Source organism: Halalkalibacter wakoensis JCM 9140 (assembly GCF_000513095.1).
Classification (GTDB): domain Bacteria; phylum Bacillota; class Bacilli; order Bacillales; family Bacillaceae_D; genus Halalkalibacter; species Halalkalibacter wakoensis.
In genome coordinates, this window is record NZ_BAUT01000030.1 from 1 (window position 1) to 18,121 (window position 18,121).

The following is an 18,121-nucleotide window of genomic DNA, read 5'->3' on the forward strand; positions in this document are numbered from 1 at the left end:
AAGCGGGACGAGTAGCGTCGTTTCATTCCAGATACAAATGAGCCTATTGTAACGTTAACACTAGATGACGCACGTCAAATGGAGCAAATCTCAAGAGAGATGCTTTCAAGGCCACCAGCAGAAAATTTACTTGTGATGTGGCTTGATTTTGAAGAGGGTGTTGACTCTTATGCCGAGGAAGCTTTAAAAGAAGATCCTAAATATCTATCGGCAGCAACCGTCCGAGAAATCATTTTTTCAAACACAGCAACCATCAGTGGAAGTTTTACGATTGAAGAAACACAATTTTTAGCCGAGGTACTCAATGCTGGAGCTCTCCCTGTTCAGCTAGAAGAAATGTACTCCAATTCTGTTGGGGCTTCCTTAGGAGAGCAAGCGATGCAAAAAACCGTGTATGCTGGTTTTATCGGGGTAGCGCTTATTTTTATTTACATGTTGATTTACTATCGCTTTATGGGAGTCATTGCGGTTGTCACATTAAGCACCTATATTTACCTTGTTCTGTTAGTGTTTAACTGGATGAATGCTGTGTTAACATTACCAGGAATAGCGGCGTTAATTTTAGGTGTCGGGATGGCCGTTGATGCAAATATTATCACCTATGAACGAATCAAAGAGGAAATTCGCTCAGGCAAATCGATTATGTCTGCGTTTAAAGCAGGAAGTCGGAGATCACTGTCAACGATTCTTGATGCAAACATAACGACTATTTTAGCTGCGGCTGTTCTTTTCTCTTATGGGACAAGCTCTGTACAAGGTTTTGCTGTCATGCTTATTGTTAGTATTCTCACTAGCTTTGTTACAGCTGTCTATGGTTCTAGACTTTTACTTGGTTTATGGGTAAATAGCCGAGCCCTGAATAAAAAACCTCGTCTATTCGGTGTGAAGGAAGGTGAAATTGATGAGCTTTAATTTTCAAAATCGCGAAATAGATTTCGTAAAACATCGAAAGAAATTTTTCACCTTTTCTGGACTCTTTACCCTTTTAGGCGTTATTTTGTTATTGACCCTAGGGTTGAATTTAGGGATCGATTTTGAAAGTGGTTCAAGAGTGGACTTGCTTTCGACTGAGCCGTTAACAGAACAAGGCGTGATGGAAGAGTTTGCCGAGATTGGCTTCACTCCAGACGATGTACAGCTTGCGGGCGATCAAAATGAAATGGCAAGTGTAGGATTCATTGGTGTTCTGACTCCAGAAGAAATTAACGAAATTCAAGCCTACTTTGCAACGGAATTTGGACACGAACCCAGTGTTAGTACAGTTGATCCAATCATAGGGCAAGAGCTTGCTCGAAATGCATTAATTTCAGTACTAATTGCCTCTATTGGGATTATTATTTACGTGACGATTCGTTTTGAATTATTGTATGGAGTCGCAGCGATTGTTGCCCTGCTACATGATGCTTTCTTTATTATCGCTGTTTTTAGTTTGCTTCAAATTGAAGTTAATGTACCGTTTATAGCTGCTGTACTTACGATCGTTGGGTATTCTATAAATGATACGATTGTAACGTTTGACCGCATTCGCGAGAACATGAAGCTAACAAAGAGAGTGAAAGACTTTGATGATTTAGCTTCAGTTGTTAACAAAAGTTTAACTCAAACATTAGCAAGGTCGATTAACACTGTTTTAACGGTCGTCTTTGCAGCAGCTGCGATCTTTATTTTCGGGGGAGAGGCAATCCGTTCATTCGCTTTTGCATTACTAGTGGGACTAGTTGCGGGTACGTATTCTTCTATGTTCCTAGCATCTCAGTTATGGTTAATTTGGAAAGCAAAGCAATTAAAAAAGAAGAAGTTTAGTTCACAACCGCAACCAGAAGGAGAGCCTACCCTTTAACGAAGATTTATTCTTAAATGATTGAGGTGTTTAAAAGGATTACTTTTCCTTTTAGACACCTCTTTTTTAGGAGATACATAAACAAGTTAAGTTATATGAAAGATGAATGAACCAAACTATAGATGGTAAAATAAGTACAAGATAAAAGAGCATACTATGAAAAGTATGAACAAAGCAAAGTAGGTGTTGTTGTGTCTGAAGAAGATGTTCGATATCGGAAGGTACGATTTGCAGCATGGGTAGGGATTATAGGCAATATTATTTTAGCTATTATTAAAGCAGTCATTGGGGTTATGGCAAACAGTCGAGCATTAGTAGCAGATGCTGTTCACTCTGCTTCTGATGTTGTTGGATCAGTTGTCGTGTTAATAGGTGTTCGAGCAGCCAAACTACCACCTGATCGTGACCATCCATATGGACATGGAAAAGCGGAGTCTGTTGCCGCTATTATTGTTGCTGTCTTGCTTTTCATTGTTGGTTTTGAGATAGCTCTTGGTGCATTTCAATCTTTTTTTGAACCAGTAGAAGTTCCAGGTGTTATTGCTATTTATGCGGTTATCTTCTCAATTGTTGTCAAAGAATTAATGTTTCGTTATAAGTATCAATTGGGTAAGAAGTATAAGAGTGAAGCTTTAATGACAGACGCATGGCATCACCGTTCAGATGTATTTTCTTCTTTTGCCGCGTTAATTGGTATTGGGGCAGCTATTCTTGGTGGACACCTTAATATTTCATGGCTTGTTTATGGAGATTCAATAGCCAGTGCATTTGTCGCGATCCTTATAGGGAAAATGGCGTGGTCTTTGGGGAAACAGTCCATTCATAATGCATTAGATCATGTTTTACATGAGGAAGATACGGTGGAAATGAAAAAGGCAGCAGCCAGTGTCGAAGGTGTTTTGAATATCGATGAATTTTTAGCGCGTGAACATGGTCATTATGTGATTATTGATATTAAGGTAGCGGTTGAACCGTCCATATCTGTGGAGGAAGGTCATACGATTGGAAAAAGGGTGAAAGAACGACTTCTAGAAGAAAAGAACGTACATGATGTGCTTGTTCATATTAACCCTTATAAGAAAAAAAGTAACTAGGAGAAGGGGAGTTGGATGAATGAGAGGACAATGGAGTTTAATTCTCGGGTTGATTGCAGCAGTATTAATCGCTGTTTTTGCGGTGGTCAATGTTGAAGCTGTTCGGGTGAATTATGTTTTTGGTACAGCGGATTGGCCATTGATTTTAGTGATTTTAGGTTCTGTATTAATGGGTGCTATTATTGTCGGCGCAGTTGGGATGTTCAAAATTTACCAGCTGCAAGCGGAAATGAAACGATTGAAAACAAAGCAAATGAAAGAAGATGGCGATGTTCATTCTCGAAAAAAAGAAAAGGATACGCCTGCATATCCTACAGATCTAACAAATAAGCAAAACGAATTATACCAGTCTAAGGAAAAGACTGATTGAACGTTGTAACCCCTTGGTGCCTCCTGTATAATGAGACATTCAAGGGGTGTTTTCATGTTAAAACCAAAAGCAAGATGGAAAATAAAAGAGCAAGCATCCAGCCAAGTAGATCAATTAGTTGAACAATTAAACATTGCTCCACTAGTAGCGACGTTGCTATTAAATCGAGGGTTTGAAACGGTCGAATCTGCTAGACAATTTTTATATAAAGAAGAAATGAAGTATCACGATCCTTTTTTATTGGATGATATGAATATAGTCGTAACGAGAATTCGCGAAGCAATTGAGAAAGAAGAGCGAATTCTTATTTTTGGTGACTATGATGCTGATGGAGTCAGCAGTACGACTGTAATGTACAAAGCCTTGCAATCTTTAGGCGCGGACGTAGACTTTTATATACCAAATCGTTTTACAGAAGGATATGGACCGAATGAACCTGCTATTAGGCGTGCAAAAGAAGAAGGATATGGCTTAGTTGTGACGGTGGATACGGGGATTGCAGCCGTTCATGTTGCGGCTGTTGCAAAGGAAATCAATCTTGATTTTATCGTAACGGATCACCATGAAGCTCCACCTGTATTGCCAGATGCTTATGCAATTGTTAATCCTAAAAAACCTGGTTGTCCGTATCCATTTAAAGGCCTCGCTGGTGTAGGGGTTGCTTTGAAAGTGGCACAAGCGTTACTCGGAAGGATACCAACAGAGTGGCTAGACATAGCGGTCATTGGAACCATTGCCGATTTGGTCCCGTTAATTGATGAAAATCGACTCCTAGTCATGGAAGGCCTCCACGTCTTACAATCTACAGATAAACCTGGATTGATTGCGTTAAAGAAAAAATGTGGAATTGACTCACAAGTGATTCAAGCCGATCATGTTGGATTCGGGATCGGTCCTAGAATTAATGCTGCAGGTAGATTAGACTCAGCCGATCCTGCTGTTCATTTACTATTAGCTGAAACGGCGGAAGAAGCCGAACATTTAGCGTCGGAAATTGATGATTTGAATAAAGAGCGTCAAGCTGTTGTAAGTGAAATAACGGAATTAGCCGTTCGAGTTGTGGAAGAGCACTATCCGCCTAACAACAATGATGTATTGGTCATTGCAGGAGAGGGATGGAATGCTGGAGTAATCGGAATTGTTGCATCACGCTTAGTAGAACGTTACTATCGGCCGACGATAGTCCTAAGCATTGATCGTGAGAAAGGCTTAGCGAAAGGGTCTGCTAGAAGCATTGAAGGTTTTGATATGTTTGCAGAGTTGTCCAAGAGCCGAGATATTTTGCCACATTTTGGTGGACATCCAATGGCAGCAGGACTAACGATGAATGTAGAAGATTTGGACTTGTTGCGTAAAAGGCTAAATGAGCAAGCAAAAGAAGTTCTTACAGAAGAAGATTTCACACCGATTACACCCATTGATCTAGTAGCAACGGTAGATGAGATTTCTGTGTCCGTTATTAAGCAACTAGAGCAGTTGGCTCCTTTTGGTGTGCAGAATCCGACTCCAAAAGTCTTGCTACAAGATGTACACATTGATCAAATGAGAAAGATTGGCAGTGACTCTAATCATTTAAAAGTAGCTTTTGCTCAAAACGGTGCAACGTTAGATGGAATTGGCTTTCACCTTGGTTATATAAGTGATGACATTACGTCACATGCAAAAGTGTCAGCTGTTGGGACACTCTCCATTAATGAATGGAATGGACATGTGAAAGCTCAATTGATGATTGATGATTTGGGAGTGTCAGAGTGGCAGTTGTTTGATTGGAGAAGCATTCAAAAAGCCAAAATTGCTGAAAGATTAATGATGATTCCACAGGAAAGTCGGTTGTTGGTTACATTTCAAAAGGAAACAAAGAAAAAACTAGGACTTGATGAGCATGAGGCGATTCTTTTTGATGAAGAGGGAGAAACAGTTGATTTGACCAACCGTTTTGTCGTATTGCTTGATATTCCTAAAGAACGTGATCAGCTAAAACGATTGTTTTCTAAATATGGACAACCTAGTCGAATTTATACGATTTTCTACCATGAAGAGGATTCTTTCTTTACGACCAATCCTAATCGGGAACAATTTAAATGGTACTATGCATTTCTTTTGAAAAGAAAATCATTTAATATAATGAAACATAGCGAACAGTTGGCCAAACATAAAGGGTGGTCGAAAGAAACGATCACGTTTATGACAAAGGTGTTTTATGAGCTTGGTTTTGTTACAATAGACGATGGAATTGTAAATGTAGCCACAGCTCCAGAGAAAAAAGGCTTAGAAGAGTCAGCGACGTATCGTCAAAAACAAGAGTTGGCGTTAATTGAAAATGATTTTGTTTATTCTTCTTATGTCGATTTAAAACAATGGTTTGACAGGGCGCTAATACAAACAACTGAGGAAACAACGATTAAGGAGACGGTGTAACATGGATTTTAAAAAGTATATTGAAATTGTTGAAGATTACCCAAAAGAAGGGATTCGGTTTAAAGATATTACAACCTTAATGCAAGACGGACCTGCTTATAAAGCGGCAATTGACCAGATGGCAGACTACGCCCGTGATAAAAATGTCGATGTCATTGTTGGACCTGAAGCACGCGGATTTGTTGTCGGTTGTCCGATAGCCTATTCTTTGGAAGTAGGATTTGTTCCAGTTCGAAAAGCTGGAAAACTTCCTCGTGAAGTAATCTCAGTCGACTACGGACTAGAGTACGGAAAAGACTCTTTAACGATTCATAAAGATGCAATCAAAAAAGGACAGAGAGTTGTGATCACAGACGACTTACTAGCAACAGGTGGAACGATTGAAGCAACGATTAAAATGGTTGAACAACTAGGTGGAGTCGTTGTCGGAGTTGCTTTCATGATTGAACTAGGTTACTTAGAAGGCAGATCTCGTTTAGACGGGTATGACTTATTTTCATTAATGACGTACAACTAAATATATGACTGGGAAACTCAAACATGTTACGCGTAAAAAATAGATGAATGACTAAACATCATTCTGTTTTTGGCTAGTTCATTTGAGGTGCCCTCATCATGATTAACGATGGTTATTCAAATTGGCTAATTTACCCTTTTTGGATAACCTTTTGTTTACTTTAAGAAAGTTTCATCATTTCCCTTTACATCGTTTAGAAACTTACCCATAATATAAAGAAATATTGAATCGTAAATAGGTGATTCCATGACGATAGATCAAGTGTTAGAAAAGGCAAGTAAATATTTAAATGAAAGTGACGTTGCATTTCTCCGTAAGGCTTATGAATATGCAGAGCAAGCTCATGAAGGACAATACCGTAAATCAGGAGAACCATACATTCTTCACCCTATTCAAGTTGCGGGAATCATTGTTGAGCTGGAGCTTGATCCGAATACAGTAGCCGCTGCCTTTTTACACGATGTTGTTGAAGATACAGACGTAACGGTAGAAGACTTAACGAATGCTTTTAATGAACAAGTGGCTATGCTAGTGGATGGTGTAACAAAACTAAAGAAATTTAAGTATAAATCAAAAGAAGAGCAACAAGCAGAAAATCATCGGAAAATGCTGATTGCTATGGCAAAAGACATTCGGGTAATTTTAATTAAATTGGCAGATCGTCTTCACAATATGCGGACGTTAAAGTTTATGCCACCTGAAAAGCAACGTGTGACATCAAATGAGACGTTAGAAATTTTTGCCCCGTTGGCACATAGACTTGGGATTTCGACGATTAAGTGGGAATTAGAAGATACGGCTTTGCGTTACTTGGATCCACAGCAGTACTATCGAATTGTGAATCTAATGAAAAAAAAGCGAGCAGAACGTGAAAAATATTTATCAGGGGTTATGGATACGATTAGTGAAAATTTGCAAGATGTACATGTAAAGGCCGAGTTATCCGGACGACCGAAGCATATTTATAGTATTTACCGAAAAATGGTCTTACAGAATAAGCAGTTTAACGAGATTTACGACCTGCTTGCTGTACGAATTATGGTCGATAGTATTAAAGACTGTTATGCGGTTCTTGGTGTGATTCACACGTGTTGGAAACCAATGCCTGGCAGGTTCAAGGACTATATTGCGATGCCAAAAGCTAATATGTATCAATCCCTTCATACAACAGTTGTTGGTCCGTACGGAGATCCACTTGAAGTACAAATTCGTACAGAAGAAATGCATCGCATTGCTGAATACGGGGTTGCAGCTCACTGGGCTTACAAAGAAGGAAAAGATCTCACACAAAATAAAAATTCGTTTGAAGATAAGCTAAGTTGGTTCCGAGATGTGATTGAATCTCAGACAGACACAAATGATGCTCAAGAGTTTATGGAGTCATTAAAATTAGATTTATTCTCTGATATGGTTTTTGTGTTTACTCCTAAAGGTGAAGTCATCGAGTTGCCAGCGGGTTCGGTTCCTCTTGATTTTGCTTATCGAATTCATAGTGAAATTGGAAACCGATGTATTGGGGCAAAAGTAAATGGAAAGATGGTTCCACTAGAACACCAGCTGAATACAGGCGACATTGTAGAAGTACTTACTTCTAAACATTCTTATGGCCCTAGTCAAGATTGGCTGAAAATTACTAAATCTTCTCATGCCAAAAATAAGATTAGACAATGGTTTAAAAAGGAACGTAGAGAAGAGAATGTTGAAAAAGGACGCGAATTAGTTGAAAAAGAAATTCGATTATTAGATTTTGAACCAAAAGATGTGTTAACAACGGAAAATATAAATGAAGTTGCGAATAAGTTTAGCTTCTCGGGTGAAGAAGACATGTTTGCAGCAGCTGGTTACGGTGGAATTAGCGTCAAACAAATTGTCAATCGAATGACAGAGAAATTGCGAAAGCAACAAGATCAAGAGCAAGAAGATAAATCACTTGCAGATGCTTTATCTGATGTTCAAAAAACACATAGTCCGAAAAATAAAAAGATCAGTTCCGGTGTTAGAGTAAAAGGGGTCGATAATCTATTGATCCGCTTATCACGTTGCTGTACACCTGTTCCTGGTGATGACATTATTGGATATATCACAAAAGGACGGGGAGTATCCATTCATAGAGCGGACTGCGCAAATGTGCAAAATGAAGAGGCACAAGGTCGCTTGCTACCGGTAGAATGGGAAGGAGATACTCAACAAAGTAAATCCTATAACGTTGATATAGAAATTAGTGCATATGATCGAAACGGTTTATTAAATGAAGTATTACAAGCCATCACAGAGTCTCGTACCGTTATTAATGCTGTGTCTGGTAGGTCTGATCATAGACAAAAAGTGGCAACGATTCATTTAACCATCTCGATTCATAACATTGATCATTTGCATAAAGTCGTTGAAAAAATTAAGCACTTAAACGACATTTATTCAGTACGAAGAGTAATGCATTAGAGGTGAAGTATGAGAGTCGTGCTACAAAGAACAAAACAATCATCTGTAACAGTAGATGGTGAGGTCGTTGGTCAGATTCAAAAAGGGTTAACACTTCTTGTAGGGATTACACATGAGGACACAAATGATGACGTAGACTACGTGGCTGATAAAATTGTGAATTTACGCATTTTTGAAGATGAAGAAGGGAAGATGAATCATTCCTTATTGGATGTTGAAGGACAAATTTTATCGATTTCGCAGTTTACTTTATATGGAGATTGTAGGAAAGGTCGTCGCCCTAATTTTATGAATGCAGCGAAACCAGAAGCGGCAAAAGAACTTTATAACTATTTTAATGACGTACTACGAACAAAAGGCATTGATGTACAAACAGGTAAATTTGGGGCTATGATGGACGTTGAGCTTGTTAATGATGGTCCAGTCACATTAATCGTAGAGAGCAAATAAATAAACTGTTTTTTCTTCCTATGTAAGTTTTTCTTTAAAGTTGGTCAAAATAAGAGAAACAATATGGGAAGGATTGAAGAAAATTGCGCTCAAGTATGCGACAGCAAATGCATCACAATCAATTGCAGCCTCTTTTCAATATGGATTATCATAGTTTTGTCGAACGGGAAAATCAAATTACGAATCTTGAATTAGCAAGTGAGTTTGGCTTGTCCCTTCGTGATGTGAAAATTCTGAAGGATAAAATGAATCGAAATTAGCCTATTGACATGGAGCTTGAACATTCGTATGATTATAATCAATTAAATCATTATGTGAATTCCAACGAAGAGGATAGTAATTAAGGTAGCAGGTAAAAAGAGAGGAGAGGTCGTGGCTGAGAGCCCTCCATATCTGTCTTAATGAAAGAACACCTCGGAGGAGTTTTTCTGAACGTAACGAACTAGTAGGAAAAGACGTATACAGGCGTTAACTGTTTAAAGTGGAAGTAAGTTACTTCAATTTAGGGTGGTACCACGGGTTTAAAGCTCGTCCCTGATGAATCATCATCAGGGACGAGCTTTTTTTATGTTAGGCTCTTTTCGCAAAGACTGCTGCAGAAAGCCTTATTTTAAATAACAAGGAAGTTTGGAGGAAATAGGAATGACTATTCAAATCCCGCGAGGAACGCAGGATATTCTGCCAGGTGAAGTTGAACTATGGCAATACATTGAGGAGAAAGCAAAAGATATTTGCCGTAGATACAATTATCACGAAATCCGCACACCGATTTTTGAACATACGGATTTATTTCAACGTGGTGTTGGGGATACGACTGATATTGTTCAAAAAGAAATGTATACATTTTTAGATCGTGGAGACCGTAGTTTAACGTTAAGACCTGAAGGAACAGCTGCTGTTGTTCGATCTTATGTAGAAAAGAAAATGTATGGCCAGCCGAATCAACCTACAAAATTGTTTTACACAGGCCCGATGTTCCGGTATGAGCGGCCACAATCAGGTCGCATGCGTCAATTTGTTCAATTTGGAGTAGAAGCGTTAGGAAGTCATGATCCTGCCATTGATGCCGAAGTTCTCGCATTGGTTATGAGCCTGTATGAAGAGCTAGGGTTAAAAAATATAAAATTAGTGCTTAATAGTTTAGGGGATCAAGAAAGCAGAGAAGCTCATCGTCAAGCGTTAATCGATCATTTTAAACCGAGCATTTCTGAATTTTGTAGCGATTGTCAAAATAGGTTAGAGAAAAATCCATTACGTATCTTAGATTGTAAAAAGGACCGAGAACATCCTTTAATGAAAAATGCTCCAGCTATTCTTGACTATCTGAATGAGGAATCTCGTACATATTTTGAAAGTGTGAAGGGCTATTTAGATAAGATTGGGATTTCGTATGTAGTCGATGCTACGCTTGTTCGTGGACTTGATTATTACTATCACACAGCATTTGAGATTATGGCAGAAGGAGAAGGGTTCGGTGCGATCACAACTTTGTGTGGTGGAGGCAGATACACAGGTCTTGTAGAAGAGATTGGTGGCCCGTCAACACCAGGAATCGGATTTGCTTTTAGTATTGAGCGTGTCATTATGGCGTTAAAAGCTCAACAAGAAGTATTGCCACCAACTCCAACATTAGATTGTTATGTCGTTTCATTAGGGGATGCGGCAAAAGAAAAAACGGTTGAACTTGTGTATGAACTAAGAAAAGCAGGTATTAGTGCTGACAAAGACTATTTAGACAAAAAAATGAAAGCTCAATTTAAAGCAGCTGATCGACTTCAAGCACGCTTTACCGCTGTGCTTGGAGATAATGAACTGTCACAAGGAAAAATCAATGTAAAAGAGATGGAAACAGGAGAGCAAACAGAGATCGAGTTAGCGGCATTTATTGATTATATTAAAGAGAAGACTATTGGAGGTAAGTAAGATGATAGGGAGAACACATCATTGTGGAATGTTAAGTGAAGAACATGTTGGACAGCGTGTCCAATTAAAAGGGTGGGTACAAAGACGTCGTGATTTAGGACAAGTTATTTTTCTAGATGTTCGTGATCGTTCTGGGATCGTGCAAGTTGTCTTTAACCCTGAAGTGAGTCAAGAAGCTCTACAGACAGCAGAACGTGTTCGAAATGAATACGTGATTGAGCTTGAAGGGGAAGTTGTCGCAAGAGATTCAAAAACGGTCAATGATAAATTGGCAACAGGGGCTATTGAAGTCCATGTTCATCAATTAAATCTTTTAAATGCATCGAAGCCGTTACCATTTCAAATTGAAGCGGATACGGATGCATCTGAAGACGTACGTTTGAAATACCGTTATTTAGACCTTCGTCGTCCAGATATGCAGGAAACCTTTAAATTGCGTCATCGTACAACAAAATTAATTCGTGACTTCCTAGATAATGAAACATTTATGGAAATTGAGACACCTATGTTAACAAAAAGCACACCAGAAGGAGCTCGTGATTATTTAGTGCCGAGTCGTGTTCACCACGGTGAATTTTATGCGCTCCCTCAGTCACCACAACTATTTAAGCAATTGTTAATGGTTTCTGGTTTTGAACGTTATTATCAAATTGTTCGCTGTTTCCGAGATGAAGATTTGCGTGCTGATCGTCAACCAGAGTTCACTCAAGTCGATATTGAAACATCATTTATGGACAAAGAAGATTTGCTTGCAATGACAGAAAAGATGATGGCCAAAATTATGAAGGAAGTTAAAGGGCTGGATGTGACGTTGCCGTTTCCTAGACTAACGTATGATGAGGCAATGAATCGGTTCGGTTCAGATAAACCAGACCTTCGTTTTGGAATGGAACTAATTGAATTATCGGATGTTGTCAAAGACTCTGAGTTCAAAGTGTTCCAAAGTGCACTCGCAAGCGGGGGCACTGTTAAAGGCTTAAACCTAAAAGGTGGGGCAGATAAACTTTCTCGTAAAGAGATTGATGCCCTTACAGACTTTGTGAAACAATATGGTGCAAAAGGGCTAGCATGGTTAAAGGTGGAGGAAGAAGGCTTAAAGGGACCAATCGCTAAATTCTTCTCTGGAGACATTGCAGCATCACTTCAAGAAGCACTAGGTGCTGAAGTGGGAGACTTGTTATTTTTTGGTGCAGATAAGAAACAAGTTGTCTTTGATAGTTTAGGTGCACTGCGCTTGAAGTTCGGAAAACAGTTTGACTTAATTGACCAAAATCAGTTTAACTTCCTATGGGTTGTTGATTTCCCACTTGTTGAATATGATGAGGATGCCAAACGCTTTGTAGCTTTACACCATCCATTTACAAGCCCGGTTCAAGAGGATTTATCATTACTAGCAACAGACCCAGGCAGTGTAAGAGCCAATGCTTATGATCTTGTCTTAAATGGATATGAGTTAGGTGGTGGATCTCAACGTATTTATCAAAGTGATATCCAAAGTCAAATGTTCACAGCACTTGGGTTCTCCGAAGAGGAAGCTCGTGAACAATTTGGCTTCTTACTAGAGGCGTTTGAGTTTGGAACTCCACCACATGGTGGGATTGCACTAGGGTTGGATCGTCTAATCATGTTGTTAGCAGGGCGTACGAACTTGCGCGATACGATTGCTTTTCCGAAAACAGCAAGTGCAAGCGACCTTCTAACGAATGCACCTAGTGAAGTAAGTGTTGAGCAATTAATTGATCTCAATTTGTCAGTGATTGGAAAGAAAAGCGAAAAGGTAAATGTGTAATTCCCATTTGACAGGTATAGATCGCTAACGTATAATCACGGTAAGATTAATAGAAAAAGATCGTTTGAATAATTCAAACTTATCAAGAGTGGTGGAGGGACTGACCCTGTGAAGCCCGGCAACCTTTTTGCATGCCATGCAAAAAAAGGTGCTACTTTCAGCAGAATGATCATCATTCTGGAAGATAAGTGAAGGCTAAAAAACCTTTCCTTATCGAGGAAAGGTTTTTTATTTTGGAGAGGGGTTTTTTGAATGAAACGGATAGGACTAATTGGTTTTGGAACGGTTGGTAGTGGTGTATATGAAAGACTTAATCAGTCGAAAGAAGAGATTCATCAAGTACTAGGAGAAAAGGTTGAAGTTGCTGCCATCTTAGTAAAGGATCGTCAAAAAAAGAGAACCGTACATGTTGATGCTCTTGTTACAACGAACTGGGAGCAATTTTTAGAAGCGGGACCTTATGATCTTGTTTTTGAAGCGATTGGTGGAATCGAACCAGCACTCACCTATACAAAATATTGGTTAGAAAAGGGTATTCCAGTTATTACTGCAAATAAAAAATTAGTAGCGGAAAAAGGAGAATACCTTGAAAAGGCAGCTCAAGTCAATTCTACATATTATGGCTATGAAGCAGCTGTAGCTGGTGGAATTCCGATTATTAACGCATTGAAAGGAACACTTGCTACAACAGCTATCTCAAGAGTTTCGGGCATATTAAATGGAACAACAAACTATATGTTAACAGAGATGATTGAAAAAAATCGCAGCTTTGCGGATGTACTAATAGAGGCTCAGCAACTTGGGTATGCTGAGGCAGACCCGACCGATGATCTTGAAGGATATGATGCTTGGTATAAAATTCGTATACTAAGTCGCTTATGTTTTGGATATTGGCCGCAAGCTGAAGATTTTTCAAAGAAAGGTGTTTCAGCCATGATGGATTGGCATGTCGAAGTTGGTGAGCGTATTGGATTTAAAATAAAACTAATAGCAGAAGCCTGGCTAGGAGATAAAAACGTAGCTGGACGGGTGTCCCCGGCCTTTTTAACGCAGACGGAACCTTTAACAAGTGTAAGAGGAGTAACGAATGGGATTTCGTTAGAGGGAAATTCAATCAATCAACTTCTTTTTATTGGACCTGGAGCAGGTAAAGAGGCCACAGCAAACAGTATGGTAGAAGACTTGATTTTTCATGAACGAACAAAAAACTTTAAAAAAGCTGAAGGCAGAAATGCGTCCTACGGGAACGAAACGTTTACACATTCATTTGTGTTCCTCACACATGAACAAAGGGATCAAGCGCTTCAGTGGGTAAAGGATCATCAAATCTCTGTACTCGACACCTTCTCTCACCATGAAGGGGAGGTTGGATCATTGAACATACAGAGGAGTCGCCTTTTGAATCGTATCCGATTTATGGAGATGTTTCCACGAGAAAACGCCCGCAAACGGCTTATTCAGCGCAATTCGGGACGTTCTGATTTCAGTTTTTTATAGGCCGTTACTAACGTATAAGCATCATCTTTAATATAATACGTCCGGACGCCACGGTTTGTATGTAAGTATAGAAAGCCCATCGTATCTTTCCCAGGTTTTTTTCGATAGGAAATATCAAAGATGGCTGTTAACGGATAATGATCATTTTTGACTGTTAATTGATCATCAAATAGCTTCATTTCAAAAGATGTTTCAATCGTTCTTTTTTCAGTCCAACCGATTTCTTGACGAATTTCGATACACGTTTGTGTAGCTAATAAAGCCATAAACGTCACCCCGCAAATGAAGAATAATATAGTAAATAACTGTAACATATGATTACATGATTACCAAGTATAACGGGAAATAGAAGAAGAAAACAACTTTTCATTTTGGAAAGTTGTTTTTTCATTGTACAATATTGCCAAGTTTATGTTCATACTAAAACGTAGAAAAGTCAGGACCTTTTTTGTCCGTTTAGACTTTTATAAATGGCTATGGTATAGTCAATTCGGAGTATGTTTGGAAGGAGCAGGCAAATGTTGCATCAATTTTCTAGAAATGAATTAGCAATTGGTCATGATGGGTTAGAGACATTAAAAAATAGTACAGTGGCTGTACTTGGTATAGGAGGAGTAGGATCTTTTTCAGCTGAGGCATTAGCTCGTTCAGGTGTTGGAAGGCTAGTGTTAGTTGATAAAGACGATGTTGATATTACAAATGTGAACAGGCAAATTCATGCATTGCTATCGACAGTAGGAAGACAAAAAGTAGAGTTAATGAAAGAACGGATTCAAGATATTAACCCAGAGTGTGAAGTAATCGCTCTAAAGATGTTTTATACAGAAGAAACATATGAGCAATTTTTTAGTTATGGGTTAGATTATGTTATCGATGCAAGTGATACGATCAGTTACAAAATTCATCTAATGAAGCAATGTTTAGAGCGTAAGATTCCTATTATTTCGAGTATGGGAGCAGCAAATAAAATGGACCCAACCAAACTTCGCATTGCAGATATTTCAAAGACAAGTCATGATCCAATTGCGAAAGTGGTTCGAACTCGCTTACGGAAGGATGGAATTAAAAAGGGAATTGAGGTTGTCTTTTCAGATGAGCAACCGATTAAAATTCGCGAAGAAATTCGTCAAGAAATTGTTTCTGAAGCTGCAGAGCAAGGGAGCATTCGTAAAGCGAAGATGCCTCCTTCTTCAAATGCTTTTGTACCATCTGTTGCTGGTTTGATTATGGCTGGACATGTTATTACGAATTTGTTAAAAGATATTGAAATTAATCGCTAAAAAGAGGTTCTTGATCATAACGATTCCGTTAACGATCGTAAAACTCTATATTGTAATCTAAGATGTATAGTAAAAAACGCTGCAAATCGTAGCGTTTTTTTGTTTACAAGAGATCTAATAAGCGGAAGTTTTCCGGTTATGCAAAAAAATGACCGTTTTTTCCACTAGCCTTGCAGAAAACAGAAGTTTTCTTACATAAGTTAGTTGGTAACGGGAATGACACTTCGCTTTCCGCGGGTGCCCGGTGAGCCTCCTCGGCTGTACACTGTCGCCTGCGGGGTCTCACACGTGGGGCACTGGTCCCGCAGGAGTCTCCGTGTCATTCCCCTGCTAGGGTTACTTCATCCTTAAATGTATTTATTTTACATGCGCATATAGTATAGATCAGCCTTCCTCGTTTCTTTTTCTTTAGCCTACCTCTTGAAGTTCGTTGCGATTGTCGGTGAATCGTTGACATAAGGTCAATCATGGTAGTCTTTTAAATAGTAAAGACTGTTTTAAAAGGTTTCAAATAGGAACGGCCCCTAAGGAAAGTATGACAAACACAAAAATATTTTAAAATTTTTGTGTAATCATACAAGATTTGTTGTGATTCTCATCAATCTTTCAGAAAAAGATTGAATGTTTTTTGAACTTTTTTTATAATGAAAGCACTTACAACAGGTCATCAGATGACCTGAAGGTTTGAAAAGTTGGAGGGGGATTTTTATATGAATTTAGGAACGTTAGCATTATTAGCATTAGTACCTATTCTTTCAGTGTTTTTGTTTTTAGTATTATTAAAGTGGCCAGCGAAGCGAGCGATGCATTAGCATTTATCGTCACCGTTGCGGTTTCCATGTTTGTTTGGGGAGTACCTGGAAATCAAGTAGCCGCTGCAAGTGTGCGGGGGATTACAACGGCATTGGAAGTATTGATTATTGTTTTTGGAGCAATATTGCTTTTAAATGCGTTAAAAGAGAGCGGTGCCATTTCTACTATTCGTCAAGGCTTCACGGATATTTCACCAGATAGACGAGTTCAAGCAATTATCATTTGTTGGTTGTTCGGCTCGTTTATTGAAGGGGCTTCTGGATGGGGAACGCCAGCTGCTATTGTTGCACCACTACTTGTAGCAATTGGATTTCCTGCAATGGCTTCAGTTGTCGTTGCTCTTATTATACAATCAACACCTGTCTCATTTGGAGCAGTTGGAACGCCAATTTTAATTGGGGTTGAATCAGGCTTAGGAGAATCAGCTTTAGTACATGAAACAGCTGCTAGTCTTGGAGTAACTTATGATGCGTACGTTCGTTCAATTGGTGGGGAAGTAGCCATCATACACGGAATTGTTGGATTGTTTATTCCTTTAATTATGGTGACGATGTTAACGACATTCTTTGGTAAAAACAAGTCGATTACAGAAGGATTGGCAGTTTGGCCTTTTGCTATCTTTGCTGGATTAGCTTTTACTGTACCTTATGCACTTGTAGCTAATATTTTAGGGCCAGAGTTCCCATCATTATTTGGAGGATTAATTGGTTTAGCAATTGTTATACCTGCAGCGAAAAAAGGATTCTTAATTCCAAAAACAACTTGGGATTTTGATTCTAAAAATAATTGGGATCCAGAATGGGTGGGTAGACTCAAAGTTGAGAACGTTAAACCACCTCGTAAAATTTCACCAGCAATGGCATGGATGCCATATGTAATCGTTGGAGTTATTCTTGTATTAACTCGTGTGAATGCGCTTCCGTTTGGTGATTGGTTGAAAGTAGTGAAAATTAATGTAACGGAACTATTTGGAACATCCATTTCGTTCTCAAGTACTCCATTGCATTTACCTGGTACTATATTAATCTTTGTTTCAATCATCGTTTATTTTATGCACCAAATGAAACCACAAGAGTATAAAACAGCCGTAAAAGAGTCATTTGGCACAGTCGTAAGCGCAGCACCAGCTCTGTTATTTGCAGTTCCGATGGTGCAAGTATTCTTAAACTCAGGTGTGAATTCAAGTGGATATGAAAGCATGCCAATCGTTTTAGCTGAGAGTGTATCAGCATTACTTGGTGATAACTGGCCAGCTGTAGCTCCAGCCATTGGAGCATTAGGGGCTTTCGTAGCAGGTAGTAACACGATTAGTAATATGATGTTCTCGCTATTCCAATTTGGTGTAGCCGATAACATTGGGGTTACAGCATCGACGGTTGTTGCTCTTCAAGCAGTAGGTGGAGCAGCTGGAAACATGATTTGTGTGCATAATGTTGTGGCAGCTTCTGCAGCTGCTGGCTTGTTAGGGAAAGAAGGACTGATCATAAGAAAAACCATTATTCCAACAGTCTTCTATGTTTTCTTTGCTGGTGGAGTTGGATTTATCTTCTTAAATGGAATTGGTTTTAATCTTGGAACGATCATGGTAGCAATTGTCTTAATCGGAATCATTTTTGCTTTTATGAAAGGAAGCAAAAAACGAAAAGAACTTGATCAAACAAACCGTGCAGCATAAAGAAATAGTTGAAAAC

Annotated in this window: 14 protein-coding genes, 1 pseudogene, 1 riboswitch and 1 other annotated feature; of the genes and pseudogenes, 14 read left to right on the forward strand and 1 reads right to left on the reverse strand. The window is 38.9% G+C overall.

Annotated elements, in window-relative coordinates; all coding sequences use genetic code 11:
* Window positions 1-21 precede the first annotated feature (21 nt).
* The 12 genes and pseudogenes from secD to JCM9140_RS12385 all read left to right on the forward strand — a co-directional run.
* A pseudogene (gene secD, locus JCM9140_RS22585) lies at window positions 22-912 on the forward strand (protein translocase subunit SecD); the annotation flags it as partial.
* Complete coding sequence (gene secF, locus JCM9140_RS22590; RefSeq protein ID WP_052002239.1) at window positions 902-1,840, forward strand: protein translocase subunit SecF; 939 nt, start codon at window positions 902-904, stop codon at window positions 1,838-1,840. The pseudogene secD and the gene secF, both read left to right, overlap by 11 nt.
* A 191-nt stretch (window positions 1,841-2,031) precedes the next feature.
* Window positions 2,032-2,934: a cation diffusion facilitator family transporter gene (locus JCM9140_RS12345; protein WP_034746817.1), complete on the forward strand. Its 903-nt coding sequence runs from the start codon at window positions 2,032-2,034 to the stop codon at window positions 2,932-2,934.
* Window positions 2,935-2,953: 19 nt separating this feature from the next.
* Window positions 2,954-3,304, forward strand: a complete 351-nt coding sequence (locus JCM9140_RS12350) for a LapA family protein (RefSeq protein WP_034746820.1) — start codon at window positions 2,954-2,956, stop codon at window positions 3,302-3,304.
* 54 nt (window positions 3,305-3,358) lie between these two features.
* Window positions 3,359-5,722, forward strand: a complete 2,364-nt coding sequence (gene recJ / locus JCM9140_RS12355) for a single-stranded-DNA-specific exonuclease RecJ (RefSeq protein ID WP_034746823.1) — start codon at window positions 3,359-3,361, stop codon at window positions 5,720-5,722.
* A gap of 1 nt (window position 5,723) precedes the next feature.
* Entirely contained in the window at window positions 5,724-6,239 is a 516-nt protein-coding gene (locus tag JCM9140_RS12360; RefSeq protein ID WP_034746826.1) for an adenine phosphoribosyltransferase, read from the forward strand.
* A gap of 246 nt (window positions 6,240-6,485) precedes the next feature.
* A complete protein-coding gene (locus tag JCM9140_RS12365) occupies window positions 6,486-8,678 on the forward strand; it encodes a RelA/SpoT family protein (protein WP_034746829.1) in 2,193 nt (730 codons plus the stop codon).
* A 9-nt stretch (window positions 8,679-8,687) separates the two neighbouring features.
* Complete coding sequence (gene dtd / locus JCM9140_RS12370; protein ID WP_034746832.1) at window positions 8,688-9,128, forward strand: D-aminoacyl-tRNA deacylase; 441 nt, start codon at window positions 8,688-8,690, stop codon at window positions 9,126-9,128.
* Between the two features lie 83 nt (window positions 9,129-9,211).
* Entirely contained in the window at window positions 9,212-9,388 is a 177-nt protein-coding gene (locus tag JCM9140_RS23770) for a hypothetical protein (protein ID WP_156314867.1), read from the forward strand.
* 55 nt (window positions 9,389-9,443) lie between these two features.
* Window positions 9,444-9,667: a binding site (T-box leader), on the forward strand.
* A 103-nt stretch (window positions 9,668-9,770) separates the two neighbouring features.
* Complete coding sequence (gene hisS, locus JCM9140_RS12375; protein WP_034746835.1) at window positions 9,771-11,051, forward strand: histidine--tRNA ligase; 1,281 nt, start codon at window positions 9,771-9,773, stop codon at window positions 11,049-11,051.
* Window position 11,052: 1 nt separating this feature from the next.
* Complete coding sequence (aspS, locus tag JCM9140_RS12380) at window positions 11,053-12,840, forward strand: aspartate--tRNA ligase (protein WP_034746838.1); 1,788 nt, start codon at window positions 11,053-11,055, stop codon at window positions 12,838-12,840.
* Window positions 12,841-12,916: 76 nt separating this feature from the next.
* Window positions 12,917-13,031: riboswitch (SAM riboswitch) on the forward strand.
* Window positions 13,032-13,092: 61 nt separating this feature from the next.
* Window positions 13,093-14,337 carry a homoserine dehydrogenase gene (locus tag JCM9140_RS12385; protein WP_052002240.1) on the forward strand — a complete coding sequence of 415 codons (1,245 nt, stop codon included), beginning with the start codon at window positions 13,093-13,095 and terminating at the stop codon, window positions 14,335-14,337.
* Here the strand turns inward: JCM9140_RS12385 and JCM9140_RS12390 are convergent.
* The gene (locus JCM9140_RS12390; RefSeq protein WP_034746841.1) at window positions 14,298-14,603 is read right to left on the reverse strand and encodes a hypothetical protein; all 306 of its coding nucleotides are present in this window, start codon (window positions 14,601-14,603) and stop codon (window positions 14,298-14,300) included. The two genes, JCM9140_RS12385 and JCM9140_RS12390, sit on opposite strands and share 40 nt — an antisense overlap.
* 252 nt (window positions 14,604-14,855) lie before the next feature.
* Here JCM9140_RS12390 and JCM9140_RS12395 point away from each other — a divergent pair, with 252 nt between their 5' ends.
* Both JCM9140_RS12395 and JCM9140_RS12400 read left to right on the forward strand, forming a co-directional pair.
* Window positions 14,856-15,617, forward strand: coding sequence for a tRNA threonylcarbamoyladenosine dehydratase (locus tag JCM9140_RS12395; RefSeq protein ID WP_034746844.1), 762 nt, complete (start codon window positions 14,856-14,858; stop codon window positions 15,615-15,617).
* A 784-nt stretch (window positions 15,618-16,401) separates the two neighbouring features.
* Window positions 16,402-18,105, forward strand: coding sequence for an L-lactate permease (locus tag JCM9140_RS12400; RefSeq protein WP_369384421.1), 1,704 nt, complete (start codon window positions 16,402-16,404; stop codon window positions 18,103-18,105).
* Window positions 18,106-18,121: the final 16 nt, after the last annotated feature.